This window comes from Xanthobacter sp. (assembly GCF_041911315.1).
Taxonomy (GTDB): Bacteria; Pseudomonadota; Alphaproteobacteria; order Rhizobiales; family Xanthobacteraceae; genus Xanthobacter; species Xanthobacter aminoxidans.
The window spans coordinates 70143-95518 of the sequence record NZ_JAYRPE010000065.1; the positions used below are offsets into that span (position 1 = coordinate 70143).

A 25376-nucleotide genomic window follows, 5' to 3' on the forward strand; every position below is an offset into this window, starting at 1 on the left:
GATCAGAGCTCCGCCATCAGCTGGTCGAAATTGACGGTGGAGGCCTTGCCGATGTCGGCACCGTGCTCGGTGAGGAAAAGGTCGGCGGCCTTGCGCCCCTCGTCCCTCAGCCAGGTGAGGAAGTCCCACTCGGCATTGAGCTTCGAGGAGAAGCCCAGCTCGTTCATGATGGGGTTGCGCACCACATGCACCCGCATCCGCGCCCAGTTGCAGGCTTCCGTGTCGCCGGAAAGCTCGTGCACGTGGCGCTGGAGCAGCGCCATCATGTACAGCTCCTTGATCGCCACCGAGTTGAACGACACCTCGTTGAGACGGTTGAGGATTTCACCCGGCGTCTTGGGCGTGCCCGGCCGCTCCAGCGGGTTGATGGGCACGAGGATGGTGTCGTCGGACGTCAGCTCGCTCACCAGCGGCGCCAGCGTCGGGTTGCCGGAATAGCCGCCGTCCCAATAGGCCTCGCCGTCGATCTCCACCGCCTGGAAGAGGGTGGGCAGGCAGGCGGAGGCCATCAGCACGTCGGGTGTGATCTCGGCGTTGCGGAACACGCGCGGGCGGCCGGTGCGCACGTTGGTGGCGGTGATGAACACCTTGATCGGGGAGGAGCGCAGCCGCTCGAAGTCGATCTGCTTTTCGAGGATCGGCGCCAGCGCGTTCCCGCCCAGGGGATTGTACTGGTAGGGCGAGAACATGCGCGTCATGAAATCCATCATCAGGAAGCCCGGCGCGGTGTCCATGGACCAGCGGCCGAGCATCTTGTCGAAGGGCGAGCGCTTGAACGGGCTGAAGCGGGCCGCCTCGGAGACGTGGGTCCAGTAGCTCTCAAGGGCGAGCTTGGCGCCCTCGCGGCCGCCGGCGGCGAAGCCGTCCGCCAGCACGGCGGCGTTCATGGCGCCGGCCGAGGTGCCGGAGACGCCCTCGATCTCAAGCCAGCGCTCGTCGAGCAGCCGGTCGAGCACGCCCCAGGTGAAGGCCCCGTGGGAGCCGCCGCCCTGCAGGGCGAGATCGACGAGTACCGGTTCCCGTTCCATCTTGGACCTCATTCACACGCAGACCGCTCAGGGGCGGGCCTGTTGCCATTGGCGTGGCGGGCGTTTCCTCGGGTCGTTCTTGTGTTGTTGGCGGTGGCGGGGAGGCCCGCCAACCGCAGGCCGGTCACGCCGGCTGCGTCTTGACCGGCTGCGCGACGCGCTCCGGCCCGGTGTCCGGCCCGAACCACGCCACATAGAGCGCCGGCAGGAAGATGAGGGTGAGCAGCGTGCCCACCAGCAGACCGCCCATGATGGCGAAGGCCATCGGCCCCCAGAACACGGTGGGCGCGATGGGGATCATGCCCAGCACGGTGGAGACCGCCGTGAGCATGATGGGCCGGAAGCGCAGGGAGGAGGCGGAGACCACAGCATCCCACACGGTCTTTCCCGCTGCGCGGTCCGCCTCGATCTGGCCGATGAGGATGACGGCGTTCTTGGTGATCATGCCGATCAGCGCTAGCACGCCGAGGATGGCGACGAAGCCCAGCGGCCGCCCCGAGGCGAGCAGCGCCGCCACCACGCCGATGAGCCCCAGCGGCGCCACCGACAGCACGATGACGAGCCGCTGGAAGCTCTTCAACTCGAACATCAGCACGGTGAACATGAGGAACAGCATCACCGGCACCACTGCCACCACCGAGGCGAGCGAGGTCGCGCTCTCCTCCACCGTGCCGCCCGGCGTGATGGCGTAACCGGCGGGCAGGGTGCGGCGCAGGGCCTCGATCTTCGGCGCGAGCTTCTCCACCACGCTCTCGGGCAGCACGCCGCGCTTCACGTCCGACTGGACGGTGAGCGTCGGCACCCGGTCGCGCCGCCAGATGGCGGGATAGTCCTGCCCGTACTCGAAGGTGGCGATCTGCGAGAGGGGCACGGTGCGCCCGTTGGGCAGCGGCACCTGCAGGGTGGCGAGGGAGGCCAGCGACACGCGCTCCTCGTCGGTGGCGCGGGCCACCACGTTGACGAGATAGATGTCGTCGCGCACCTGCGTCACCGGCTGGCCGGAGAGCACGGTGTTGAGCACGCCGGCGAGCTGCGCGGTGGAGAGGCCGAGCAGGCGCGCCTCGTCCTGGTCCACGCGGATGGAGACCTGCCGGGCGGGCTCGATCCAGTTGTAGTTGACCGTCTCCACCTCGGGGTTCTCGGCCATCACCTTGGCGAGGTCGAAGGCGATGGCGCGCACCTTCTCGATCTCCGGGCCGGAGACGCGATACTGCACCGGCCAGCCCACGGGCGGCCCCAGCTCCAGCGGCGAGATGCGCGCCACGAGCTGCGGGAAATCGGTGGCGAGCACCTTCTCCAGCTTCACCCGCAGCCGCTCGCGGGCCGCCACGTCCTTCGCCACGATCACGCTCTGGGCGAAGAAGTCGTTGGGCAGCTGCACGTCGAGGGGCAGATAGAAGCGGATGGCGCCACGGCCCACATAGGTGGACCAGCGGGCCACGTCCGGATCATTGGCCAGCACCTTGTCGAACGCCTCGGCGACGCTCTGCGAGGCGTAGATGGAGGCGTTCTGCGGCGAGGCGAGGTCCACCAGCAGCTCGGGCCGGTCGGAGGAGGGGAAGAACTGCCGCGGGATCAGCGGCAGGGCCAGCACCGAGAGCACGAACAGGCCGGCGGTGACGGCGAGCGTCACCCAGCGCAGGCGCAGGCACAGGATGAGGAAGGCGCGGTACATCCCCATCACGCCCTTTGGCGGGGCATTGGGATCGGGGATCTTGTCCTTCGCCGGTGGGCGCAGGATGAGCACCTGGAGGAGCGGCGCGAACAGCACCGCCACGATCCACGAGACGAGGAGGGCGATGCCCACCACCGCGAACAAGGTGAAGGTGTATTCGCCCGCCGAGGAGGCGGCGAAGCCCACCGGCACGAAGCCCGCCACCGTCACCAGCGTGCCCGCGAGCATCGCCGCCGCATAGGCCTTGAAGGCATAGGAGGCGGCGGTGGGCGGGTCGTCGCCGGCGGCGAGGCGCGTCAGCGTCGCGTCCGTCGTGGTCATGGCGTCGTCCACCATCAGCGCCAGCGCGATGATGAGGGCGCCCAGCGAGATGCGCTGCATGTCGATATGCGCGAGCTGCATCAGCGCGAAGACGATGGCCAGCGTGAGCGGGATGGCGAGCGCGACGATGGCCCCCGCCCGTACCCCGAGCGCGATGAACGACACCACGAGGATGATGCCCACCGCCTGCCACAGGCTCTCCATGAATTCGGAGATGGCGCTCTTCACCGTCACCGCCTGATCGGCCACCAAAGTCGCGTCGATGCCCACGGGCATGTTGGCGAGGATGCGCGTCATGGCGCGGTCGATGTTGGCGCCCATGGCGAGGATGTCGCCGCCGTCGCGCATGGCGATGGCGAGGCCGATGGCGTCCTTGCCGTTCACCCGGAACATGGGCTGGGGCGGATCGGCGAAGCCGCGGCGGATGGTGGCGATGTCGGCGAGGCGGATGAGGCGCCCGTTCACCGCCAGATTCACGTTGGCGATGTCGGCTTCCGAGGCGAAGGCCCCGGAGACGCGGATGGAGATGTTCTCCTTGCCGGTCTGGATCTCGCCCGAGGGGCGCACGATGTTCTGCGCCGCCAGCGCCGAGAGCACCGCCTGCCGGTCGATGCCGAGGCTTGCCAGCTCGGCCATGGAGAATTCGATGAAGATGCGCTCGTCCTGCGCGCCGAGGATCTCGATCTTCGACACGTCCGGCACGTGCAGCAGCTCGGAGCGAGCCTCCTCCACATAGTCGCGCAGCTCGCGATGGGAGAAGCCGTCCGCCGTGAAGCCGTAGATGATGCCGAAGGTGTCGCCGAACTCGTCGTTGAAGAACGGCCCCACGATGCCCTGCGGCAGGGTGTGGCGGATGTCGGCGATGCTTTTCCTCACGTGGTACCAGATGTCCGGCACCTCGGAGGCGGTGGCCGAGCCCTTCAGGTGCACGAACACGGTGGTGACGCCGGGCTTGGTATAGCTCTCCAGGAAGTTGAGCTGCGGCGTCTCCTGGAGCTTGCGCTCCAGCCGCTCGGTGACTTGCCGAAAGGTCTCCTCCAGCGTGGCGCCGGGCCAGTTGGCCTGCACCACCATGGTCTTGATGACGAAGGTCGGGTCTTCCGCCCGGCCGAGATTGCGGAACGCCATCACGCCGGCCACCACGGAGATGGCCATGAGATAGAGGATGACGGATCGGTGTTTCAGCGCCCAGGCTGAAAGGTTGAAGCCGCCGCTCACAGGCTGGCTCCCGCCGGGGTGGCGAGCAGGCGCACCTTCTGGCCGGGATGCAGGGCCTGCACGCCCGCTGTCACCACGATCTCGGAGGGCTTCAGCCCCTCGCCGACGCTGACGGACGCTGGGCCGAAGCGCAGCACCTCGATGGTGCGCAGCGCCACCGTCTGGGACTTGGGGTCCACCACCCACACAGCCGGCTTGTCGTTGAGGCGGGTGAGGGCGCTGGCCGGGATTTCCACCACCGGCCCGCGGTCCACCATCACCCGGCCGACCACCGTGGTGCCGAGGCGCAGCGCCTCCGGCGGATTGTTGAGGCCCACGCGCACGCGGAAGGTGCGCGTCACCGGATCGGCCTGCGGGGCCACCTCGCGCACGCGGCCGGTGGCGGTGATGGCGGGGTCGGTGGCGAGGGCCACCGTCACCTCGGGATCGCCGGGGATGCCGGACAGCAGCGCGGCGGGCACGTCGAACACCGCGTCGCGGCCGTCCTGGCGCGCCACCTCGATCACCGGCTGGCCGGCCTGCACCACCTCGCCCGGCTCGGCCCGGCGCTGGGTGACGACGCCGGCGCTGTCGGCCTTCAGCTCGGTGAAGCCGAGGCGGTCCTCGGCCATCTGCAGGCGCGCTTCCGCGTCGTCCACCTGCGCGCGGGCGTTCAGAAACGCCTGCTCGGCCTGCTCATACTGGGCGCGCGGGGTGAAGCCGCGGGCGAGGAGCTGGCGCTGGCGCTCATACTGGTTGCGGGTCTGGGTGAGGTTGGCATTGGCCGCGCCGAGCGCCGCCTGGGCCGAGCGCAGCGCATTCTGCTCGTCCTGCGGATCGAGGCGGGCGAGCACCTGGCCGGCGGTGACGCGATCGCCCACATTCACCAGCCGGTCGATGATGCGGCCGGAAATGCGGAAGCCGTAGGTGGCCTCGTTCTGCGCTTCCACCACGCCGGTGAGGCTCACGGCGTCGCTCGCCGCGCGGTTGGTGGCGACGACCGTGCGCACCGGCCGCGGCTCCTGCGCCTGCGGCTTCTGGGCTTCACCGCAGGCAGAAAGGAAAAAGCAGGCGCCGAGCACGCCCATAAGCATGCGCTTACCTTTCACCACGCCAGCATCCTGCCCGCGATATCCCCGATGGTCACGCACGAGCAGCTCCTCTTCGCAGTGCAACCAGCGTGGCTATAAAGGAGACTTGGACGTTAGACCAGACACTTCGCCGGAAGGACCTTCCTATACGTGGCCGTTTCTGCCATTCCGGGTGGGAACGTGCGCGACATGCGCCAAAAGGAGAATATGAACATGGCTGAGGTCAAGGTCGCCGTCGTCACCGCGGGCGGTTCGGGCATGGGCGCGGCGTGCGCGCGGCGCCTTGCTGCGGATGGCTATGCGGTTGCCATCCTGTCCTCGTCCGGCAAGGGCGAGGCGCTGGCGGCGGAACTGGGCGGCCTGGGCGTCACCGGCTCCAACCAGAAGGCCGAGGACATCGCGAAATTCGTGGATCAGGTGATGGCCCGCTACGGCCGCATCGACGTGCTGGTGAACAGCGCCGGCCACGGCCCGCGCGACACCATCACCGCCATCACCGACGAGCAGTGGCATCAGGGCCTCGACGTTTATCTCATGAATGTGATCCGCTCGGTGCGGCTCGTCACCCCCGTCATGGTGGCGCAGAAGAGCGGGGCGATCGTCAACATCTCCACCGCCTGGGCGTTCGAGCCGGCGGCCATGTTCCCCACCTCCGCGGTGTTCCGCGCCGGCCTTGCCGCCTACACCAAGATCTTCGCCGACACCTATGCCGCCGACAACGTGCGCATGAACAACGTGCTGCCCGGCTGGATCGACAGCCTGCCGCAGACCGACGAGCGCCGCGCCGGCGTGCCCATGGGCCGCTATGGCACCAGCGCCGAAATCGCCGCCACCGTGGCCTTCCTTGCCTCCGAGGGCGCCGGCTATATCACCGGCCAGAATCTGAAGGTGGACGGCGGGCTGATGCGCTCGGTGTGAGGCCCGTCGCCCTCAGCCGACGCCGGGCCCCGGCTTCGCCCGAGCATCCCGCGCCACGTGGATCATCATCAGCTCGCCGACATTCTCCGGCGTGAGCAGGCCCACGAGCCGGCCGCCGGCGACATCGAGCACGCCGACGGCGGGGACCTGGGCGCTGGTGATGAGTTTCAGCGCCGCATCGAGCTTGGAGCGCGCCTCGACGGTCGGGATGTCGTGCTGCATCACCTCGATGACGGGCGTTGACGGCCCCTGGTCCTTCAGCGCCCGGATCATGGCATCGCGGGTGAGCACGCCGCGCAGATGGCCGGCGCCGTCCACCACCGGGAATTCCTTCTGGGTGGAGCGGATGAGCGCCTCCGCCGCGTCGTCCACGGTGGATTGCGGGCCGAGCGTCTCGAAATGCGTGATCATGGCGTCGGCCACGATATGCCCGCGCGAGGCTTCCCTCAGCTGCACCTGCCCGGCCTCGCCGGAGGCGGCGAGGAAGACGAACACGCCGATGATCATCAGCATGGGATTGGTGAAGATGCCCAGCAGCCCGAGGCCGATGGCGAGGCCCTGTCCGATGGAGGCGGCGAGCGCGGTGGCACGGGCAAAGCCCATTTTCATGGCGAGCAGCGCGCGCAGCACCCGTCCGCCGTCCATCGGGAAGGCCGGGATGAGGTTGAACAGCACGAGGAAGATGTTGGCCCCCGCGAGCTTGACCAGCATGGAGGTCCGCGGGTCCTCGATCTTGGCCAGATCCTCCGCCTTGAGGTCGCCGCCGGCGAGGGTGAAGCTCAGCACCACAAGCAGCACGACGGCGATCACCACGTTCACCGCCGGCCCGGCGATGGCCACCACCAGCTCCTGCGACGGCTTCTCCGGGATGCGCTCCAGATTGGCGATGCCGCCGAACGGCCAGAGCGTGATGTCCGGCGTCTTCACCCCGTAGCGGCGCGCGGCGACCACGTGCCCCAGCTCGTGCAGCAGCACGCAGAAGAACAGCATCGCAACGAACAGCACGCCCTCCCACGCCGCCTGCGACCCACCGGACCGGTAATAGGCGGCCCAGATCCACACCAGAAACAGGAGGAAGGTCACGTGGATGCGGATGGCGGTCTCGCCGAGGCGGCCGATGGTCAGGGACCAGGGCATTCGAAATCTCCCTGAGGGATGTGGATTGACACATAGCGCCTCGGGACGGGCACGCAATGACATGCATCAGGCCGTCTCCGGCTTGTTGGTAAGGAAAGCTTATTATATAGTCTCCTTATGAGATCGCCCCCGCCCGCCGCCACGCCCCAGCTCGGTTTCGTCCTCGTGGATGCGGCCCGGCTTTATCGCGCCCGCATCGACCGCGCGTTCGACGGTGCGGGCCTCGGCCTCACCCCCGGCGAGGCGCGGGCGCTGGCGCACATCAACGTCAATCCCGGCCTGCGTCAGTCGGCGCTGGCCGAGAAGATGAGCGTGGAGCCCATGACGCTGGTCGGATTCCTCGACCGCCTCGAGGCGCTGGGGCTGGTGGTCCGCGAGGCGGACCCGACCGACCGGCGGGCCAAGATCGTCGTGCTCACGGATGCGGCGCGGCCCTATCTGGACGGGATCGAGCAGGCGGCGGCGCGGGCGCGCGAGGAGGCGACGCGCGGGTTCTCGGATGAGGAGCGCGCGCAGCTGCGCGAGTTCCTCGACCGCATCCGCGGCAACCTCGCCCGGGACTGCGCGGGCCGCGAGGCCCGGCTCAAGGAGGCGCGGCGGTGAGGGCGCCATCTCCGGCGGGGACCACCGCCGCACCGCTCATGACCGAGCGCGAGGTGTCGATCATCGGCGGCATGATGGTCATGCTCGGCCCGGTGAGCCTCTCCCTCTACACCCCGGCCTTGCCGACGCTGGTGGAGGTGTTCGGCACGTCGATTGCCACGGTGAAGCTCACCCTCACCGTCTTCTTCTTCGGCTTCGCCGTGTCCCAGCTCGTCTGCGGACCCCTGTCGGACGCCTATGGCCGGCGGCCGGTGGCGCTCGGCTTCTTCGGCATCTATTTGTCCGGCGCCCTCGTTGCGATGCTGGCGCCGACCATCGGCTGGCTGGTGGCGGGGCGCATCCTGCAGGGCATCGGCGCGGCGGCGGGCATCGCGCTGTCGCGCGCGCTGGTGCGCGACCAGTATACGGGGCAGGCCTCGGCGCGGGTGATGAACCTCATCGGCACCATCCTCGCCATCGGCCCCGCCGTCTCGCCCACCATCGGCGGCCTGCTGCTCGGCACTTTCGGCTGGCATTCGGTGTTTGTCGCCATGACCGTGTTCGGGCTCAGCCTCATGCTGGTCCTGGTGCTGCGGGTGCCGGAGACCAACCGCACGCCGGACCGTCGCCTCGCCGCCCCCCGCGCCGTCGCGCGAAGCTACCGGCGCCTCCTGTCCAACCGCAGCTTCATGCGCGCGGCGCTGACGGCGGGCTGTGCCCTCGGCGGCATCTACACGCTGGCGGCAGCGGTGCCCTTCCTGCTCATCGATCGCGTGGGCCTCTCGCCCACCGGCTTCGGCCTTGCCATGATGATGCAGACCGGCGCCTTCATGCTGGGCACCCTCATCGTCCGTCCGCTGCTGAACCGCTACAAGGCGCAGCAACTGATCCTGCCCGGCCTGCTGCTGGTGCTCACCGGCGCGATCATCATGGCGGTCGGTACCCATGTGGTGGGGCTGTCCACGCTCAGCGTGATGCTGCCCATCTCTTTCTGGGCCTGCGGCTGCGCCCTGCTGCTGCCCGGCTGCACCACCAACGCGCTGGCCGGCTTCGGCTCCATCGCCGGTGCCGCCTCGGCGCTGACCGGCTTCGTGCAGATCGGCAGCGGCTTCGTCGGCACGTCCCTTTCGGCGCTGCTGCCCTCGCCGCTCATCGCCATGACCATGCTGGTCCCGGTCATGGCCGTGGCGGCGCTCGCCGTCCACCTCGCGCTCGCCCCGCGCCAGACCGATGAGCCCGCGCCGGTGGAGGTTGAACCTCAGGCTCCGGATCTCGAACTCGCCGCCGATCCCCTCGGCCTCGTGGGGGCCGCCGGCGACGAGATCGAGGCGGGAACTTACCGCCAGGCATCCTGAACACGCCACGGCCGCGCTCCCGCCGGTTGACCAAGCGGGAGGCGGAGTGGTCAATTCCCCCTCAGCTCGCGAATCCGGGCTATTGGGGGGACATATGAAACTTCGAGGATTGGCCTTCGCGGCCCTGATGGCGCTCGGCGCGGCAGGCGCCGCCGGCAGCGCCCAGGCGCAGACCGTGAGTTACGCGCAAGCCGCGGGCCTCCTGGCGCAGCATTGCGGCGAGGACATCATGAAGCTCTGCCGCGGCCAGAACCTGGGCAACGGCGCCATCTACAACTGCCTCAGCCAGAATGTGGGGCGCCTTTCCCCCGCCTGCGCCGCCAACCACGAGGGCATCCGCCAGATGACCGAGGCGCGGGCCGCCGCGCAGCGCGAGGTCCACAAGGTCTGCGACCGTGACCGCGCGCAATATTGCCCCGGCATGGTGCCCGGCGACGGCAACATCGTCTCGTGCCTGCTCGAAGCCTCCAAGGTGGTGAGCCAGGCCTGCACGAGTGCCCTCATCAACGCCGGCTACAATCAGCAGTGAAGGGGGAGGGACAGATGAAATTCCAGATGCGTTCCGCCCTGCTGCTGTCCGCCGCGCTGCTGGCGCCGGTGCTCCTCGCCGCGCCGGCCTCGGCCCAGGTCGCCACCTCCAACGCCCAGATCGTTCAGGGCCTTCAGGCCAGCGTCGCCGATGTGCCGAACGTCTCGGCCGAGGCCCTGCGCGGCCTCGCCGTCGCGCACATGAAGTACACCGGCCCGCCCGAGAGCCGCCCGCCGCTGGCCATCCAGCTCGACCAGCTGGCGCAGATCAACGTGGAGATCGAGTTCGATCTCAACTCCGCGATGATCAAGCCCTCGTCCTACCGCACGCTCGGCTCCGTCGCCGATGCCATGCACAACCCGATCCTGCTCGGCTACAAGTTCCTCGTGGTGGGCAACACCGACACCACCGGCACCCGCGAGATCAACCTCAAGCTCAGCCAGGAGCGTGCCGACGCGGTGATGCAGGCGCTCGCCACCACCTTCCGCGTGGATCCGCGCCGGCTCCAGGCCGTGGGCCTCGGCGAGGAAAACCTGCAGGACGTGAAGAATCCGCATGCCGCCATCAACCGGCGCGTCCAGATCTTCAACCTGGGCAGCACGGGCGTCCTCACCCCCTGATCCCGCCGACCACTGAACGCGAGAACGCCGCCGCCGGGGATGCCCGGCGGCGGCGTTCCTGTTTTTGCGACCTCAGTTGAGGACCGGCTCTCAGGCCTTCTTGGCGCGGGCCGGCTTGGCGGCAGCCTTCGCGGGCGCCTTGGCCGGAGCCTTGGCGACCGGAGCGGGCGCCGTCTTCACCGCCGCGGCCTTGGCGCGGGCGGCCTTGGGGGCGGGGGTCTTGGGAGCCTCGGTCTTGGGCGCGGGGGCGGCCTTGGGAGCGGTAGCCTTCGTCGCCTTCGGAGCAACCGGCTTGGCGGCCTTGGCGGCCGGGGCCTTCGCCTCGACAGCCTTGGCCTCGGGCGCGGCCTTCGGAGCAGCAGCCTTCGGAGCAGCAGACTTGGGAGCTGCGGCCTTGGGCGCGGCCTTCGCCTTCGCCGCCTTGGCCGGGGTCTCCGCCACTGCCTTCGGCGCTGCTTCCTTCGCCGCTGCCGGCTTGGCCGCCTTCGGAGCCTTGGGAGACGCGACCTTCACCACGGTCGCCTTCGGCGCGGCGGCCTTGGGCGCAGCGGTCTTGGGAGCCACAGTCTTCGGAGCCGCCGCCTTGGCAGGGGCCTTGGGAGCTGCCTTGGCAGGCGCGGCCTTCGCAGCAGCGGCCTTGGGCGCGGCAGTCTTGGGAGCGGTAACCTTGGGAGCCGCCGCCTTCGCAGGGGCAGTCTTCGCAGCAGCGGGCTTGGCTGCGGCAGTCTTGGCAGCGGGCTTGGGCTTGTCGGGGGACTGGGTCAGAGCGGAAGCCGCGAGGGACTTGATCTCCGCGTGGGTGAGGCTGCCCGGATCGCGAAGGGCCTTCGCGGCGAGGCTGCTCACTTCGTCACTGGTGACTTCCGGCTTCTTGGCCATGACTCTTCTCCGAAATTCTACGCGCCGGCGCGAATTCCGTGTCGAATCACGACGTTCGCCAGCATGTGATCCATCCCCCGGAAAATTTTCGGAATGGTTAACGCCAGTCTTATCAGGACGTTCCAGCGCGCCTGCGATCGGCCACCGGCGGCCCTCGCCGGGGTGTCACACCCTCGTCCCACCATCGGACTAGGGTGCCGAATCAGCAGCGGGCGCGGGGGCGCGATGCTTACCGATTCCCGTTATAAATGAAGGGGTTCGCATGCCCGGCCGTCCGACCGTGCTCTTCCTGTGCCCCGACAATGGGGCGCTCAGCCTGATGGCGGAAGCGGTGGCGCTCCATCGTCATCCCGATCTGCGCCCGTTCAGCGCTGCCGCCGCCACGCCGGGCCAGGTCGATCCGGCCCTCGTCGCCGCGCTTGAGGCGGAGAGCATCCCCGCTGATGGCCTCTCCGCGAAGCCGGCCGGGGTGTTTCTGCTCTCCGGCGCGCCGCGCCTCGATGTGGTGGTGGCGCTGGGCGAGGCGAGCCGGCGGGCCATCCGTCGCCAGCCCTTCCTCGGCCTGTTGCGGCTGGAGACCTGGGGCCTCGCGGAAGTGGTCCGCAGCCTGCCGGCACCGGCCCGCCGCAGCGCCTATCGCCGCCTGCTGCCGGACATCGCCGCCGCCATCGCGCGGCTGGAGGAGCGCATCGCGCTCCGCCTCTCCGGGGTGGCCGCGTAGGGCTTTACGCTGCCTTCGCTCAAGCGCCGCGCGGGCTTTTCGCGTTGCCTCCGCTCAGGCAGCGCGCGGGCCTTTGGCGTCGCCTTCGCTCAGGCGCCGCGCGGGCTTGGAGCGCCCGCGCGCAACGCCGTCCTCAGTCGGCGATCCTGCCGCCGAGTTCGTCCTCGATGTGGATGCGGATGATCTCCTCGAAGGAGTCTTCCGCCTTGAAGCCGAGCGCGGTCGCGCGCGCGGCGTCGAACTTGCGCGGCCAGCCGGAGACGATGGTCTCGATAACCGGATCCGGCACCTTCTTGATGCGCGCCACCGCCTTGTCGCCGGCCACCTTACGCAGCGCCTCGATCTGCTCGCCCACGGTCACGGCGAGGCCGGGCATGGTGAGGTTGCGGCGGGTGCCCACGCTGGCGCCGTCGAGGGTCGCGGCGTGGATGAGGAAGCCCACCGCCGAGCGCGGCGAGGCGTGCCAGTGCATGACATCCTCCGACACGGGCAGGATCGCCTCCTGCCCCGCAAGCGGCTCGCGGATGATGCCGGAGAAGAAGCCGGAGGCCGCCTTGTTGGGGAGGCCCGGCCGCACGCAGATGGTGGGCAGGCGGATGCCGATGCCGTCGAAGAAGCCGCGCCGCGTATAGTCCGCCAGCAGCAGCTCGCCCATGGCCTTCTGCGTGCCGTAGGATGTGAGCGGCGTGTGGAAATATTCGTCCGGGATCGCCTCCGGGAACGGCGCGCCGAACACCGCGATGGACGAGGTGAAGACGAGGCGGGGCGTATAGCCCTCCATCACCCGCACCGCGTCGAACAAATGGCGCGTGCCGTCGAGATTGATGCGGTAGCCCTTCTCGAAATCCGCTTCCGCCTCGCCGGAGACGATGGCCGCGAGATGCAGGATCACGTCCGGCCGGTCCGCCACCAGCGCCGCCGCCTCGCCGGGCACGGAGATGTCGGAGACGCGGGTGTCGATGGGAAAGGGCGCCTCGGGCGGCTTGGGCGTCACCACGTCGTGGGCGGTGATGCGGGTGATGGGGGTGCCGCCGAGGCGGCCGTCGCGGGCGAGGCGCTCGATGAGCTTGCGGCCGACCATGCCGGCGCCGCCGATGACCAGAATGTGCATCTTGGAAAATCCCTTCGCGCTAGAGCACGCGCCGCTCTGATTGCATCGCAATCCGAGCGGATAACGCGTTCTCTTTCCTGGAGTCAGAGAGCCCAGCCGCCGTCGATGATGTGGATCTGCCCCGTGGTGAAGGCGCTCTCGTCGGAGGCGAGATAGAGCGCGAGCGCCGCGATCTCCTCCGGCGTGCCGAGGCGCCCCATGGGCTGGCGGCCGACGAAATCGGCGCGCACCTGATCGAGCGAGCGGCCGGTCTGGGCCGAGACGGCGGCGATGCGCTCGTCCAGCGAGGGCGACTGGATGGTGCCGGGGCAGATGGCGTTCGCGCGCACGCCCTTCAGGATGAAGTCCGCCGCCACCGCCTTGGTGAGGCCGATCACCGCCGCCTTGGTGGTGCCGTAGGCATAGCGGTTCGGCACGCCGCGGATGGAGGAGGCGGCCGAGGCGATGTTGACGATGGAGCCCGCGCCCGTCTCCAGCATGCCCGGCAGGAAGGCCGAGATGGTGCGGTGCATGGACTTCACGTTGAGGTCGAAGGAGAAGTCCCAGTCCTTCTCGCTGGTCTCGAAGATGGTGCCCTGGTGGACGTAGCCGGCGGCGTTCACCAGCACGTTGACCGGGCCGATCTCCTTGGCCAGCGCCGTCACGGCATCGGTGGAGAGAACATCCAGCGACCGCGTCTCACCGCCTTCGAGGCCGGCGAGCTTGCCCGCGTCGAGATCGGTGGCGATCACCCTCGCGCCCTCGCGCACGAAGGCTTCCGCGATGGCGCGGCCGATGCCCTGTCCCGCCGCCGTCACCAGCGCGGTCTTGCCCTGAAGTCGTCCACCCATGGTCTTTCCTCTTTCATTGTCGCGCGGGTTAAAGAGCCGCGCGAATGTCCTCCAGCCGCCGGAGCTGGCGGCCGTTTTCATCGAAATTGTCCGGCGCCAGCCACGCCTCGAAGGCCGCCCTGGCGCGCGGCCATTCGCTGTCGAGCAAAGAGAACCAGGCAGTGTCCCGGTTGCGCCCCTTGACGATCATGTGCTGGCGAAACAGACCCTCGAAGGTGAAGCCGAGCCGCGCCGCCGCCTGCCGGGAGGGGGCGTTGAGCGCGTTGCACTTCCATTCGTAGCGCCGATAGCCGAGGTCCTCGAAGGCGTGCCGGGCCATGAGATACATGGCCTCCGTCGCCCCCCGCGTGCGCTGGAGCGCCGGGGTGTAGAGGATGTTGCCCACCTCGATCACCCGCTGCGCCGGCTCGATGCGCATGTAGGTGGCGTGACCCACCGCCCGGCCGCTGCCCGTTTCCTCAATGGCGAAGAGCAGCGGGTCCGCCTTCTTCGCGGCCTCGGCGTAATAGGCGGTGAAGGCGGCTTCGTCGGGGAAGGGGGCGGGGGAGAGATAGGCCCATAGGGCCTCCTTCTCCGGCCCATGGGAGAGCGCGAAGAGCGAGGCGGCGTGCCGGGCCGCATCGAACGGCACGAGGCGGACGTGGCGGCCCTCCAGCGTCACAGGTTCCGGCCGGCGGGCGGGGACGGTGTCCACGGGCGCGCCGAGGGGGATGGCGTGATCTTCGGCCATCACGTGTCGCTCCCGGCGCGGAAGAAGCCGTTGATCTCGGCGAACGGCATGGCGGCGGCGAACGTGCCGAAGGTGCCGGCGTCGCGGATTTCCTCCACCGAGGCGATGAAGGCGCCCCAGGCGACGCGGCTCAGGGTGCTGCCCACGCTGATGCGGCGCGCGCCGAGCCCGGCGAGGTCGGCGACGGAGAGCCCCGTCGATCCCGGCATCAGCACGTTCACCGGCAGCGGCGCCACCGCTTCCACCACGGCGGAGATGTCGTCCCGTGTCCTGATGCCCGGCGCATAGAGGCAGTCCGCCCCCGCCGCCGCATAGGCCTTCAGGCGGGTGATGACCTCGGCAAGGTCGGTCCGGCCCACCAGAAAGCATTCGGCGCGGGCGGTGAGGATCACATCCGCGCCTGACGCGTCGATGGCCTTACGCGCCGCGCGCACCCGCGCCACCGCGTCGTCGAGATCATAGAGAGGACGCGCCGCATCCCCCGTCGCGTCCTCGATGGAGAGGCCGGACACGCCGGTCCCGATGCACAGGGTCACGCTCTCGGCAACGCCGGCTGGATCGGGCGCGAAGCCCGCCTCGAAATCCGCATTCATGGGCAGGGAGGTGGCGGCGACGAGATCGGCGATGTGGGCCAACATCTCGTCCCGCCCCACGGCGCCGTCCGGCCGTCCGGTGGAGAAGGCGTAGCCCGCGCTGGTGGTGGCGAGCGCCTTGAAGCCGGCGGCCTCCAGATAGCGCGTGGTGCCCACGTCCCACGGGTTCGGCAGCACGAAGCAGCCGCTCTCGTGGAGCGTGCGGAAGGCGCGGCGCTTGTCTGCGGGTGAGGACGCGGCGGGCGAGGTCATGATGGCAATCCCGTTCGCCGCCGGGGTGTGGCGGCGGGGGGAGATTAGAGCTGCGGCGGGCGGACGGGAAAGCACCGTCCGCCCGTCCGCATCGCGATCAGTGGTTGTCGCGCGGCACGCCCATGGTCTGGGCGATGTGCTGGTATTTCACCGCCGGCTTCAGCACCATGCCCTCGTCGAACTGGGCCACCATGGAGCGCTGGATCTCCTGCCAGGGGGTCTGGCTCTCCGGCGCCTTGTAGCCGCCGTGACCCTGAAGGTCGGCGCGGCGCTGGGCCAGCTCTTCCGGCGAGAGCAGGATGTCGGCGGTGCAGGTGTTGAGGTCGATGCGCACCCGGTCGCCGGTCTTCAGCAGCGCGAGGCCGCCGCCGGCCGCCGCTTCGGGCGAGGCATTGAGGATGGAGGGCGAGCCCGAGGTGCCGGACTGGCGGCCGTCGCCGATGCAGGGCAGGGCATGGATGCCCTTCTTGATGAGGGCGGCCGGCGGCTGCATGTTCACCACCTCCGCGCCGCCGGGATAGCCCAGCGGGCCGGTACCGCGGATGAACAGCAGGGTGTATTCGTCGATGCCGAGCGAGGGATCGTCGATGCGGTGGTGGTAGTCCTCCGGCCCGTCGAACACCACGGCGCGGCCCTCGAAGGCCTCCGGATCATCGGGGTTGGAGAGGAAGCGGGCGCGGAACTCCTCGGAGATCACCGAGGTCTTCATCACCGCGTTGTCGAACAGGTTGCCGTGCAGCACGATGAAGCCGGCATCCTCCTTCAGCGGCGCGTCATAGGCCTTGATGACCTCGCGGTCCCAGGAGAGCTTGCCCTTGCAGTTCTCGCCCATGGTGCGCCCGTTCACGGTGAGCGCGCCCTCGTGGATCTTGCCCTTCTCGATCAGCTCCGCCACCACCGCCGGCACGCCGCCCGCGCGGTGGAATTCCTCGCCGAGATATTCCCCGGCGGGCTGGAGGTTCACCAGCAGCGGGATCTTGTGGCCGACGCTCTGCCAGTCGTCCACGCTGAGCGGCACGCCCACATGGCGGGCGATGGCGTTGAGGTGGATGGGGGCGTTGGTGGAGCCGCCGATGGCGGAATTCACGCGGATGGCGTTCTCGAACGCCTCGCGGGTGAGGATCTGCGAGGGCTTCAGGTCCTCCCACACCATGTCCACGATGCGCTTGCCGGTGTCGTAGGCGATCTGCCCGCGCTCGCGATAGGGCGCGGGGATGGCGGCGCAGCCGGGCAGGGACATGCCGAGGGCTTCCGCCAGAGCGTTCATGGTGGAGGCGGTGCCCATGGTGTTGCAGTGGCCGACCGAGGGGGCGGACGACGCCACCACATCCATGAACTCGTCATAGTCGATCTCGCCGGCGGCGAAGCGCTCGCGGTTCTTCCACACCACGGTGCCGGAGCCGGTGCGCTCGCCCTTCCACCAGCCGTTCAGCATCGGCCCGCCCGAAAGCACGATGGCCGGGATGTTCACGGTGGCGGCGGCCATGATGCAGGCCGGGGTGGTCTTGTCGCAGCCGGTGGTCAGCACCACGCCGTCGAGCGGATAGCCGTAGAGGATTTCCACGAGGCCGAGATAGGCGAGGTTGCGGTCGAGCGCCGCCGTGGGCCGCTTGCCGGTCTCCTGGATGGGATGTACCGGAAACTCGAACGGCACGCCGCCCATGGCCTCGATGCCGGCGCGCACGCGGTGGGCGAGGTCCAGATGGTGGCGGTTGCAGGGGGAGAGGTCCGAGCCGGTCTGGGCGATGCCGATGATGGGCTTGCCGGACTGCAATTCTTCGCGGGTGAGGCCGAAATTGAGGTACCGCTCCAGATAGAGCGCGGTCATGCCGGGATTGTCCGGATTGTCGAACCACAGCTGCGACCTGAGCTTCAGGCCGTGCTTCTCGGGCTGGTCGCCCTTGCGCTCGATCGTTCCGTTTTTCCCCTGGTCGGCAGGACCGGACATGGCTTTCTCCACTGCTCCGGCGTTCGGGTGCGCCGGATTTTAATCGATTTGATCGGCGGGATTTATGCGCCCGGCGGCGGCGGAAATCAATCCGGGTTTGGAGGCGTTCCGGTGTGCGATGCACCGTCGGGGCGCCTCCCATGCCGTCGGCGCGCGCGCCTGGACTCTTGCCTCACCGCGCGAACCGTTTATCGGAAGAGCGCTATCGAGGAGAGGTCATGAGCGAGATGCCCGCCGCCGCCGACACGCGCCCCGCCACCGCGCCCTTCGCGCGGCTCGCCGGGGTCGAGGTGACGCGTGGCGCGCGCACGGTGTTCTCCAATCTCAACCTCACCCTTACCGAACGGCGCATCGGCCTCGTGGGCGACAATGGCTCGGGCAAGTCCACCCTGCTGCGCCTCCTCAACGGGCTGATCCTGCCGGATACCGGCACGGTGACGGTGGAGGGGCTCGACACTCGCCGCGACCGCCGCAAGCTGCCGGCGACGGTGGGCTTCGTGTTCCAGAACGTGGACCACCAGATCATCTTCCCCTCAGTCCGGGAGGAGATCGCCTTCGGCCCCATCCAGCAGGGCACCCCCAAGGCCGAGGCCAATGCCGCCGCCGACCGGCTGCTCGCCCGCCACGGCTGCGCCGGCTGGGGCGATCGGGCGGTGTCGGACCTGTCCGAGGGGCAGAAGCAGCTCGTCTGCATCCTCTCGGCGCTGGCCGCCGGACCCTCGGTGCTGCTGCTGGACGAGCCCTTCTCCAGCCTCGACCTCACCACCCGCCTCACTCTCGCATCCCGCCTCGGCGCGCTCGACGTGACGCTGGTGATGGCCAGCCATGACGTGGACCTGTTCGCGGGCTTCGAGCGTGTGATCTGGCTGAAGGGCGGGGAGGTGGCGGCGGACGGGGCGCCGGCCGACATTGTCCCGCTCTACGAGGCCGACGCGCGCGCCCGCGCCGAGCTGGCCATCGGGCGACAGGCCGGAAGGGCGTTCCCGTGATCGCCGGCTATCTCTCCGGCCGCAGCGTGCTGCATCGCCTGCCCGCCGGGGTGAAGCTGATCGCGCTCGCGGTGCTCTCGGTGCTGATCGTGCCGCTGGACAGCCCGGTGCTGCTGGCCATGGTGCTCGCCGCCGTGCTCATCGTCTTTTCCAGCTTCGGCCGGCCGGGACTGCGGCGGCTCGCCCAATGGCGGAGCCTCCTGCCGCTGCTCGTCATCATCTTCGCGCTGCAGGTGTGGGCGGCCTCCGTCGAGGTGGCGTTGGCGAGCGTGCTGCGCATCGCCGTGATGGTGCTGCTGGCCGATCTCGTCACCCTCTCCACCCGCATGCAGGACATGATGGATGCGCTGGCCCTGCCCATGCGCCCGCTCAGACGCTTCGGGCTCGATCCCGAGCGCCTCGCGCTGGCGGTGGCCCTGGTGCTGCGCTTCGTGCCGGTGCTGCTCGACACCTGGCGGGGCCGCGAGGAGGCCTGGCGGGCGCGCAGCCCGCGCCGGCCGGGACTGGCGCTCATTGGCGCCTTCTTCTCCGGCGCGCTCGCCATGTCCGATCAGGTGGCGGAAGCCCTCGATGCCCGCGGCTTCGGCGCGCCGCGGCGCTCGCGCCCCGCGCGCAAGCCCAGAATTTGAAAGGGACGGACCCATGGACCACCAGATCTTCGAGACGCGCACGCTGGTGCGCATCGCCCTCATCGCAGCCCTCATCGCGGCTTTGGGCTTCGTGCCGCCCATCTATCTGCCCCTCGCGGCCGGCGTGCCCATCACCGCCCAGAGCCTCGGGGTGATGCTGGCCGGCCTGCTGCTCGGCTCCCGGGCCGGGGCGGCGGCGACGGGCCTGTTCGTGTTCGTGGTGCTGCTCGGCGCGCCGCTGCTCTCCGGCGGGCGCGGCGGCCTCGGCGTTCTGGCGAGCCCCACGGCGGGCTTCCTCATCGGCTATGTCGCCGGCGGCTACGTCACCGGCCTCCTCGCCGAGCGCCTCGCCGCCCGCAACCTGCCGGCGCTGGCGACGGCGCTCATCGCCGCCATCGCCGGCGGCATCCTCACCGTCTATGCGTTCGGCCTTCCCGGACTGGCGATGATGGCCAACATCAGCCTCGCCAAGGCCTTCATCGGCACGTCCGTCTTCCTGCCGGGCGACCTCATCAAGGCGGTGGGCGCCGCGGTGCTCGCCACCACCGTCCTGCGCAGCTGGTCGGTGGCGGCCCCGCACCGGCCGTGAGCATCACGCGCCACCTCGCCCGCCACGCTCTGGAGCGGCCGGATGCGCCGGCCCTCACCTGCGGCGGTGAAACGCTGACCTACGCCACGCTCGACGCGCTGGTGGCGCGTTGCGCCGGGCGGTTCGCGGGGGCGCCGGCGGGCGGCATCGGGCTTGATCTGCCCAATGGCGCGGCCCTCGCCCTCCTGTTCCTCGCCGCCGCCCGCGCGGGACGGGAGGCGCAGATCCTCGATCCCGGCTGGCCGGAGGGTCAGCGCGTCGAGGTGCTGGAACGGGTCCGGCCGGGCCTGATCGTGAGCGCGCAGGCGGGCGACATCCGGCTCGATCCGGCGCAGGGCGCGGCGGGGCTGACCGAGGCGATCGGCGCCGGCCCGGCGAAGGCAATCGCCGAGCCCGCTCCCGACCTGCCCTTCTATGTGGGCTTCACCTCCGGCTCCACCGGCCTGCCAAAGGGCTACCGCCGCGCGCACCGCTCCTGGACCGCGAGCTTCGATGCGGACACGGCGGAATTCGGCATCGGCGCCCACGACGTGCTCCTCGCTCCCGGGGCGCTCACCCATTCGCTCTTCCTCTATGCGCTGGCGCGCGGCATCGATGCCGGGGCGCATGTGCTGCTCTCTCCGAGCTTCCGCCCGCGCATCGCCGCCGAGCTGGCGCGGACCCATGGCGCGACCGTGCTCTACGGCGTGCCGACGCAGATCGCGCTGCTGTTGGACCATCTCGCCGCCGAGGGCGAGACCCTGCCGGGCCTCACCCTCGTGCTCTGCTCCGGCGCGAAATGGCCGCCGGGGCGGCGGCAGATGCTGGCGCACCTTTTGCCGAACGCGGCCTTCGCGGAATTCTACGGCGCCTCCGAACTCTCCTTCGTCACCGTGGCGAAGGAGGCGGAAAACGTGCCGGCCGGCTCGGTGGGCCGCGCCTTCACGGACGTGCGCCTCTCCATCCGCGATGCCGCCGGGCGGCGGCTGCCGGCGGGTCGCACCGGGCGGGTGTTCGTGGAGAGCCCCTTTTTGTTCATGGACTACGCCACCGGCGACAGCCCCGACCTGTACGTGCAGGGCGATGAGGTGAGCGTCGGCGACATGGGTTTTCTCAGCGATGCCGGCTTCCTGCACCTCGTCGGCCGGTCGCGGCGGATGATCGTCACCTCGGGCAAGAACCTCTTTCCCGAGGAGGTGGAGCGGGTGCTGGAAACCCACCCCGCCATCGCCGCCGCCGCCGTGCTGGGCGTGGCGGACGGCAAGCGCGGCGAACGGCTGGTGGCGTTCCTTTTGCTTGCCGAAGGTGGGGCGCCTGCCCGCGCCGACCTCATCGGCTTCCTCAAATCCCGCCTGCCCCTGTTCAAGGTGCCGCGCCTTTATGCGCGGGTGGCGGACTGGCCGCTGACGCCCACGGGGAAGACCGATTTCCCCGCCATCGCCCGCCTGTGGCCCGACCACTGCGAGCTTCTGCCATGAAGGTCGCGCTCCTCGCCGCGAAACGCACGGCGGTCGCCCCGCGCCGCGGCGCCTTCCGCGACGTGCCGGCCCATGAACTTGCGGCGGCGCTGATCGGCCCGGTGCTGGAGGCGGCGGGGGTGGGGCCGGAGGACGTGGACGAGGTTATCCTCGGCAACGCCCTCTCCGGCGGCGGCAACATGGCCCGCGTCGCCGCGCTGGCGGCAGGACTGCCGGAGGGCGTGCCCGCGCTCACCCTCGACACCCAATGCTGCTCCGGCCTCGATGCCATCCGCTTGGGCGCCGCGCGCATCGCTTCCCGAGAGGCGCGCTATGTGCTGGCGGGCGGGGCAGAGAGCTTCAGCACCGCGCCATTGCGTGCCCACCGTCCGCGCGAGAAGGATGGGGCGCCGGATTTCTATCGCCAGCCGGCCTTCACGCCCTGGCCGGACCGCGAGATCGCCCTCGACGCCTCCGCCGCCGGCATGGCTGAGGCGGAAGGCATCTCCCGCGCCGAACAGGAGGCATTCGCCGCCGAGAGCCACCGCCGGGCGCTGGCGGCGCCGGCGGGGGAGGACGAGATCGTGCCGGTGGCCGGCCTAGCCGCCGATGCCTTCGCGCGCCGCCTCTCGCCCGCGCTGATGGCCCGCCTGCCGGTGCTGGCGGGGGATGCGGCCCATGGCGTCACCGCCGCGACCATCGCGGTGGAGGCGGATGCGGCCGGCCTCGTCCTGCTGGGGCCGGCGCGGGCGGGGGACGTGACGATTGCCGGAGGTCTGGCGCGCGGCGGAGACCCGCTGGTTCCCGCCCTTGCGCCCATCGCGGCGGTGGAGGCCCTGTGCACTCGCCTCGGCATCGCCCCGGGCGCCATCGATCATGTGGAACTCATGGAAGCTTATGCGGCGCAGGCCTTCGTCGCCATCCGCCGGCTGGGGCTGAATGCGGCGCGGGTGAACGCGGGGGGCGGCGCCTTGGCGCGGGGCCATCCCATCGGCGCATCGGGTGCAATCCTGGCGGTACGGGCGTATCATCGGTTGAAGGCGATGGAGACAGGCCGCGCGCTGTGCGCCATCGCTGGTGCGGGTGGCATCGCCACCGCCTTGATGCTGGACCGGGACGGAACCGGCCCGGTGTGCGACCGTTGAGCCCCGGTTCCGGAGCAAAAATGCCCATGCTGGATGTCGCGACCCCCGATGCCGAACGCGTGACCCCGCCCCCGATCCCGCCCCGCGCGGCGGGCGACGCGCTGGCGGACGCTCTCGCGGCGACCATCGAGACCGTGGCCGCGGCGGTGGCCGATCCCGATCCGGTGGAGATGGTGCACGACGCCCGCAAGGCCATGAAGCAGTATCGGGCCTTGCTCCGCCTCATTCCGGGCGAGGCTGCGAAGGCCGAGCGGCGGCGAACGGCAGAGGTGGCGCGCCAGCTTTCCGGCGCCCGCGACCAGGTGGCGGCCCGCGATGCGCTGGACGTGATGGCCCAGGGCGGCTTCCTCCTCGCCTGCGATCAGACCGACGCCGAGGCGGTGCTGGGCGATGACGCCGCCGAGGACGGCGGGGAGCATCGCGCCACGCTCGGCGGCTTTCTCGTCTCCGCGCGCGCCGCGCTGGCCGACACGCTGGCGGCACAGGCGCGGGAGGCGGACGTGGCCAAGGGGCTGGTGAAGGCCTACAGGCACGCCCGCCGCGCGCCCTTCGACACGCCCGAGGCCATGCACGAGGCGCGCAAGCGCGTCGTCACCCACCGCTACCAGATGAGTTTCCTCGCCGAGGCCTTCGGCCATGGGGCGAAGCGCGCCCGCGCCGCGCAGCGGCTGCGTGACCTGCTCGGCGCCTATCAGGACATCGAAACCCTGCGGCCCATGCTGGACGCGGCGGGCGAGGCGCTGGCGGAGGGCACGCGGGAGCGGCTCGGCCTCGCCATGGACCGGGCGCAGAAACGGCTGCGCAAGCGGGCGCAGCGGCAGCACGCGGCGCTGTTCCGCCGCAGCGCCAAGGCCTTTCGCGACAGCTGCCGGGAGACCGTGCGCGTGGCGTCCAATTGACGCGTATCATTGCCGGCTCAGCCTCGGCGCGGCCTGATCGTCATCAAAGCGCCGCGAGAAGCGGCAAAAGCTGAGGTCGCAAAGCTCAAGCGTCCGGCGCGCTGCCGGGCGAGGCTCCGGCATCCGTTTCAAGTCCCGGGCGCCTCCCGCGCCCTGAAGAGATCGGCCGATGGTCAACCTGCCCGCCAATTCGCCCCGTATCCAGCCCCAGACCGTGGGTGGTGCGCCCGCCGCCGCGCGGGAGCCGACTCCCGCGCCCGCCGTGTCCACGCCGGAGGCGCCGGCTCCCGGCGCCGATCTCGCCCGCGCCGCCATGGATTTTTCCAAGCTGCCCGAGGCCGGGCGGCTGATCGCCCAGGCCTGGGCGCGCATGGCCTGCCATGACGAGGAGGATTTCGAGCACGGACCGGGGCCGGAAGCCCTGCGCGCGGTGGACCGCGCCGCCGCCGCGCTTTCCGCCCGCGCCACCTCGGGCCTCTCGCCCACAGCGCTGACTCTGTCGCTGATGGACTGGTGGATGCATCTGGCCGCCGCCCCCGGCAAGCAGGCGGAACTGGCGCTGAAGGCGTGGCGCAAGTCCGCACGGCTCGGCGCCTACATGGTGGCCTCCAGCTTCGACCGGAGCTTTCCCAACTGCATCCAGCCGCTGCCGGGGGACGAACGGTTCAGCGCCCCGGCGTGGCAGGACTGGCCGTTCCGCTTCTGGTACCAGTCCTTCCTGCTGAACCAGCAATGGTGGCACAACGCCACCCACGGCGTGCCCGGCGTCGCGCCCCACAACGAGGCGGTGGTGGCCTTCGCCGCCCGCCAGCTGCTCGATGTCTTCTCCCCGTCGAACTCGCCCTTCACCAATCCCGAGGTGCTGCGCCGGGCGCGGGAGACGGCCGGGCTCAATTTCGTGCAGGGTGCGCGCAATTTCATGGAGGACGCGGCGCGCAAGGCCTCCGGCCAGCCGCCGGTGGGTGCGGAGGCGTTCGAGGCGGGCCGCAATGTGGCGGTGACGCCGGGCGAAGTGATCTTCCGCAACCACCTCGTGGAGCTGATCCAATATCGCGCGACCACCGCCACTGTCGCCGCCGAGCCGGTGCTGATCGTGCCCGCCTGGATCATGAAGTATTACATCCTCGACCTGTCGCCGGAGAACTCGCTGATCCGCTATCTCGTGTCCAAGGGCCACACGGTGTTCTGCCTCTCCTGGCGCAACGTGACGGCGGAGGACCGCGACCTCGGCTTCGACGACTACCGCCGCGACGGCGTGATGGCGGCGCTCGATGCCATCAATGCGGTGGTGCCAGGCGAGAAGGTCCATGCGGTGGGCTATTGCCTCGGCGGCACGCTGCTCTCCATCACCGCCGCCGCCATGGCCCGCGCCGACGACGACCGCCTCGCCTCCGTCACGCTGTTCGCGGCGCAGACCGATTTCTCGGAAGCCGGCGAGCTGCAATTGTTCGTGGACCCCGGCGAGCTCTACACGCTCGAAAGCATGATGTGGGACCAGGGCGTGCTCTCATCCGGGCAGATGGCCGGGGCGTTCGAGATGCTGCGCTCCAACGATCTCGTCTGGTCGCGCCTCGTCCACGAATATCTGATGGGCGAGCGCACGCCCATGAACGACCTGATGGCCTGGAACGCGGACGCCACCCGCATGCCCTACCGCATGCATTCCCAGTATCTGCGCCAGCTCTTCCTCGACAACGACCTCGCCGCCGGCCGCTACAAGGTGGACGGGCGCCCGGTCTCGCTCCAGGACATCAACGTGCCCCTGTTCGTGGTGGGTACGGAGCGGGACCACGTGGCGCCGTGGCGCTCGGTCTACAAGATCCACCAGCTGACCGACACGGACGTGACCTTCGTGCTGACCTCCGGCGGGCACAATGCCGGCATCGTCAGCGAGCCGGGGCACAAGCACCGGCATTTCCGCCTGCACGAAACCCGCCACGGCGACCACCATCTCGGCCCCGACCAGTGGGTGGAGGCGACGCCCACGCAGGAGGGCTCGTGGTGGCCGGCGTGGGAGGCCTTCCTGTCCGCCCGCTCCGCCCCCGGCCGCGCGCTGCCGCCCTTGGGCGCGCCCGGCTATCCGGTGCTCTGCCCGGCGCCCGGCACCTATGTGATGCAGCGGTAGGGCATTTCACGATACGCATTTTCTTCACGCGAACCGGACTCCACTTC

Annotated in this window: 23 protein-coding genes; 13 read left to right on the top strand and 10 right to left on the bottom strand. The window is 70.0% G+C overall.

Annotated features, from left to right (window positions below):
* Positions 1–2 precede the first annotated feature (2 nt).
* The 3 genes from ACE3QW_RS18500 to ACE3QW_RS18510 all read right to left on the bottom strand — a co-directional run bounded on the left by ACE3QW_RS18500 (position 3) and on the right by ACE3QW_RS18510 (position 5333).
* The gene (locus ACE3QW_RS18500) at positions 3–1028 is read right to left on the bottom strand and encodes a patatin-like phospholipase family protein (RefSeq protein ID WP_374253112.1); all 1026 of its coding nucleotides are present in this window, start codon (positions 1026–1028) and stop codon (positions 3–5) included.
* Positions 1029–1152: 124 nt separating this feature from the next.
* Entirely contained in the window at positions 1153–4242 is a 3090-nt protein-coding gene (locus ACE3QW_RS18505; RefSeq protein WP_374253113.1) for an efflux RND transporter permease subunit, read from the bottom strand.
* Positions 4239–5333 carry an efflux RND transporter periplasmic adaptor subunit gene (locus ACE3QW_RS18510; protein ID WP_245279279.1) on the bottom strand — a complete coding sequence of 365 codons (1095 nt, stop codon included), beginning with the start codon at positions 5331–5333 and terminating at the stop codon, positions 4239–4241. The genes ACE3QW_RS18505 and ACE3QW_RS18510 overlap by 4 nt, the downstream gene beginning before the upstream one ends.
* Before the next feature lie 192 nt (positions 5334–5525).
* On the opposite strand from ACE3QW_RS18510, the gene ACE3QW_RS18515 reads away from it, so the two are divergent.
* Positions 5526–6230: an SDR family oxidoreductase gene (locus tag ACE3QW_RS18515; RefSeq protein WP_374253115.1), complete on the top strand. Its 705-nt coding sequence runs from the start codon at positions 5526–5528 to the stop codon at positions 6228–6230.
* A gap of 12 nt (positions 6231–6242) precedes the next feature.
* On the opposite strand, the gene ACE3QW_RS18520 is transcribed toward ACE3QW_RS18515, so the two are convergent.
* The gene (locus ACE3QW_RS18520; RefSeq protein ID WP_374253117.1) at positions 6243–7367 is read right to left on the bottom strand and encodes a site-2 protease family protein; all 1125 of its coding nucleotides are present in this window, start codon (positions 7365–7367) and stop codon (positions 6243–6245) included.
* Positions 7368–7484: 117 nt separating this feature from the next.
* Here ACE3QW_RS18520 and ACE3QW_RS18525 point away from each other — a divergent pair, with 117 nt between their 5' ends.
* The 4 genes from ACE3QW_RS18525 to ACE3QW_RS18540 all read left to right on the top strand — a co-directional run bounded on the left by ACE3QW_RS18525 (position 7485) and on the right by ACE3QW_RS18540 (position 10453).
* Positions 7485–7970 carry a MarR family winged helix-turn-helix transcriptional regulator gene (locus ACE3QW_RS18525; protein WP_374253118.1) on the top strand — a complete coding sequence of 162 codons (486 nt, stop codon included), beginning with the start codon at positions 7485–7487 and terminating at the stop codon, positions 7968–7970.
* On the top strand, positions 7967–9304 hold the full coding sequence (locus tag ACE3QW_RS18530; RefSeq protein WP_374253120.1) for a multidrug effflux MFS transporter: 1338 nt from the start codon (positions 7967–7969) through the stop codon (positions 9302–9304). The genes ACE3QW_RS18525 and ACE3QW_RS18530 overlap by 4 nt, the downstream gene beginning before the upstream one ends.
* A gap of 94 nt (positions 9305–9398) precedes the next feature.
* Positions 9399–9833: a hypothetical protein gene (locus tag ACE3QW_RS18535; protein ID WP_029555831.1), complete on the top strand. Its 435-nt coding sequence runs from the start codon at positions 9399–9401 to the stop codon at positions 9831–9833.
* A 14-nt stretch (positions 9834–9847) separates the two neighbouring features.
* On the top strand, positions 9848–10453 hold the full coding sequence (locus tag ACE3QW_RS18540) for an OmpA family protein (protein WP_250167380.1): 606 nt from the start codon (positions 9848–9850) through the stop codon (positions 10451–10453).
* Between the two features lie 90 nt (positions 10454–10543).
* Here ACE3QW_RS18540 and ACE3QW_RS18545 read toward each other — a convergent pair whose 3' ends face one another.
* A complete protein-coding gene (locus tag ACE3QW_RS18545) occupies positions 10544–11332 on the bottom strand; it encodes a hypothetical protein (protein ID WP_374253122.1) in 789 nt (262 codons plus the stop codon).
* Between the two features lie 262 nt (positions 11333–11594).
* Between ACE3QW_RS18545 and ACE3QW_RS18550 the strand changes: the two genes are divergently transcribed.
* Positions 11595–12053 (top strand): hypothetical protein, encoded by a 459-nt coding sequence (locus ACE3QW_RS18550; RefSeq protein WP_374253124.1) that lies wholly within the window; start codon positions 11595–11597, stop codon positions 12051–12053.
* Between the two features lie 133 nt (positions 12054–12186).
* Here ACE3QW_RS18550 and denD read toward each other — a convergent pair whose 3' ends face one another.
* The 5 genes from denD to ACE3QW_RS18575 all read right to left on the bottom strand — a co-directional run bounded on the left by denD (position 12187) and on the right by ACE3QW_RS18575 (position 17517).
* Positions 12187–13164 (bottom strand): D-erythronate dehydrogenase, encoded by a 978-nt coding sequence (gene denD, locus ACE3QW_RS18555; protein ID WP_374253125.1) that lies wholly within the window; start codon positions 13162–13164, stop codon positions 12187–12189.
* 83 nt (positions 13165–13247) lie between these two features.
* Positions 13248–13994 carry an SDR family oxidoreductase gene (locus ACE3QW_RS18560; protein ID WP_374253127.1) on the bottom strand — a complete coding sequence of 249 codons (747 nt, stop codon included), beginning with the start codon at positions 13992–13994 and terminating at the stop codon, positions 13248–13250.
* Between the two features lie 28 nt (positions 13995–14022).
* Complete coding sequence (locus ACE3QW_RS18565) at positions 14023–14724, bottom strand: GNAT family N-acetyltransferase (protein WP_374253129.1); 702 nt, start codon at positions 14722–14724, stop codon at positions 14023–14025.
* On the bottom strand, positions 14724–15569 hold the full coding sequence (locus ACE3QW_RS18570) for an oxaloacetate decarboxylase (RefSeq protein ID WP_374253131.1): 846 nt from the start codon (positions 15567–15569) through the stop codon (positions 14724–14726). Before ACE3QW_RS18570 ends, ACE3QW_RS18565 begins: the two co-directional genes overlap by 1 nt.
* Positions 15570–15666: 97 nt before the next feature.
* Positions 15667–17517, bottom strand: a complete 1851-nt coding sequence (locus ACE3QW_RS18575) for an IlvD/Edd family dehydratase (protein ID WP_374253132.1) — start codon at positions 17515–17517, stop codon at positions 15667–15669.
* A gap of 218 nt (positions 17518–17735) precedes the next feature.
* Here ACE3QW_RS18575 and ACE3QW_RS18580 point away from each other — a divergent pair, with 218 nt between their 5' ends.
* From ACE3QW_RS18580 to ACE3QW_RS18610, 7 genes are all read left to right on the top strand, one after another.
* Positions 17736–18506, top strand: coding sequence for an energy-coupling factor ABC transporter ATP-binding protein (locus tag ACE3QW_RS18580; protein ID WP_197022940.1), 771 nt, complete (start codon positions 17736–17738; stop codon positions 18504–18506).
* The gene (locus ACE3QW_RS18585; RefSeq protein WP_374253133.1) at positions 18503–19135 is read left to right on the top strand and encodes an energy-coupling factor transporter transmembrane protein EcfT; all 633 of its coding nucleotides are present in this window, start codon (positions 18503–18505) and stop codon (positions 19133–19135) included. The genes ACE3QW_RS18580 and ACE3QW_RS18585 overlap by 4 nt, the downstream gene beginning before the upstream one ends.
* A 13-nt stretch (positions 19136–19148) precedes the next feature.
* On the top strand, positions 19149–19724 hold the full coding sequence (locus ACE3QW_RS18590; protein ID WP_250167390.1) for a biotin transporter BioY: 576 nt from the start codon (positions 19149–19151) through the stop codon (positions 19722–19724).
* Positions 19721–21181, top strand: a complete 1461-nt coding sequence (locus ACE3QW_RS18595) for an AMP-binding protein (RefSeq protein WP_374253134.1) — start codon at positions 19721–19723, stop codon at positions 21179–21181. Before ACE3QW_RS18590 ends, ACE3QW_RS18595 begins: the two co-directional genes overlap by 4 nt.
* The gene (locus tag ACE3QW_RS18600; RefSeq protein WP_374253136.1) at positions 21178–22305 is read left to right on the top strand and encodes a beta-ketoacyl synthase N-terminal-like domain-containing protein; all 1128 of its coding nucleotides are present in this window, start codon (positions 21178–21180) and stop codon (positions 22303–22305) included. Before ACE3QW_RS18595 ends, ACE3QW_RS18600 begins: the two co-directional genes overlap by 4 nt.
* Before the next feature lie 20 nt (positions 22306–22325).
* Positions 22326–23204: a CHAD domain-containing protein gene (locus tag ACE3QW_RS18605; protein WP_374253137.1), complete on the top strand. Its 879-nt coding sequence runs from the start codon at positions 22326–22328 to the stop codon at positions 23202–23204.
* A gap of 370 nt (positions 23205–23574) precedes the next feature.
* Complete coding sequence (locus ACE3QW_RS18610; protein WP_374253272.1) at positions 23575–25329, top strand: PHA/PHB synthase family protein; 1755 nt, start codon at positions 23575–23577, stop codon at positions 25327–25329.
* The last annotated feature ends 47 nt before the right edge of the window (positions 25330–25376 follow it).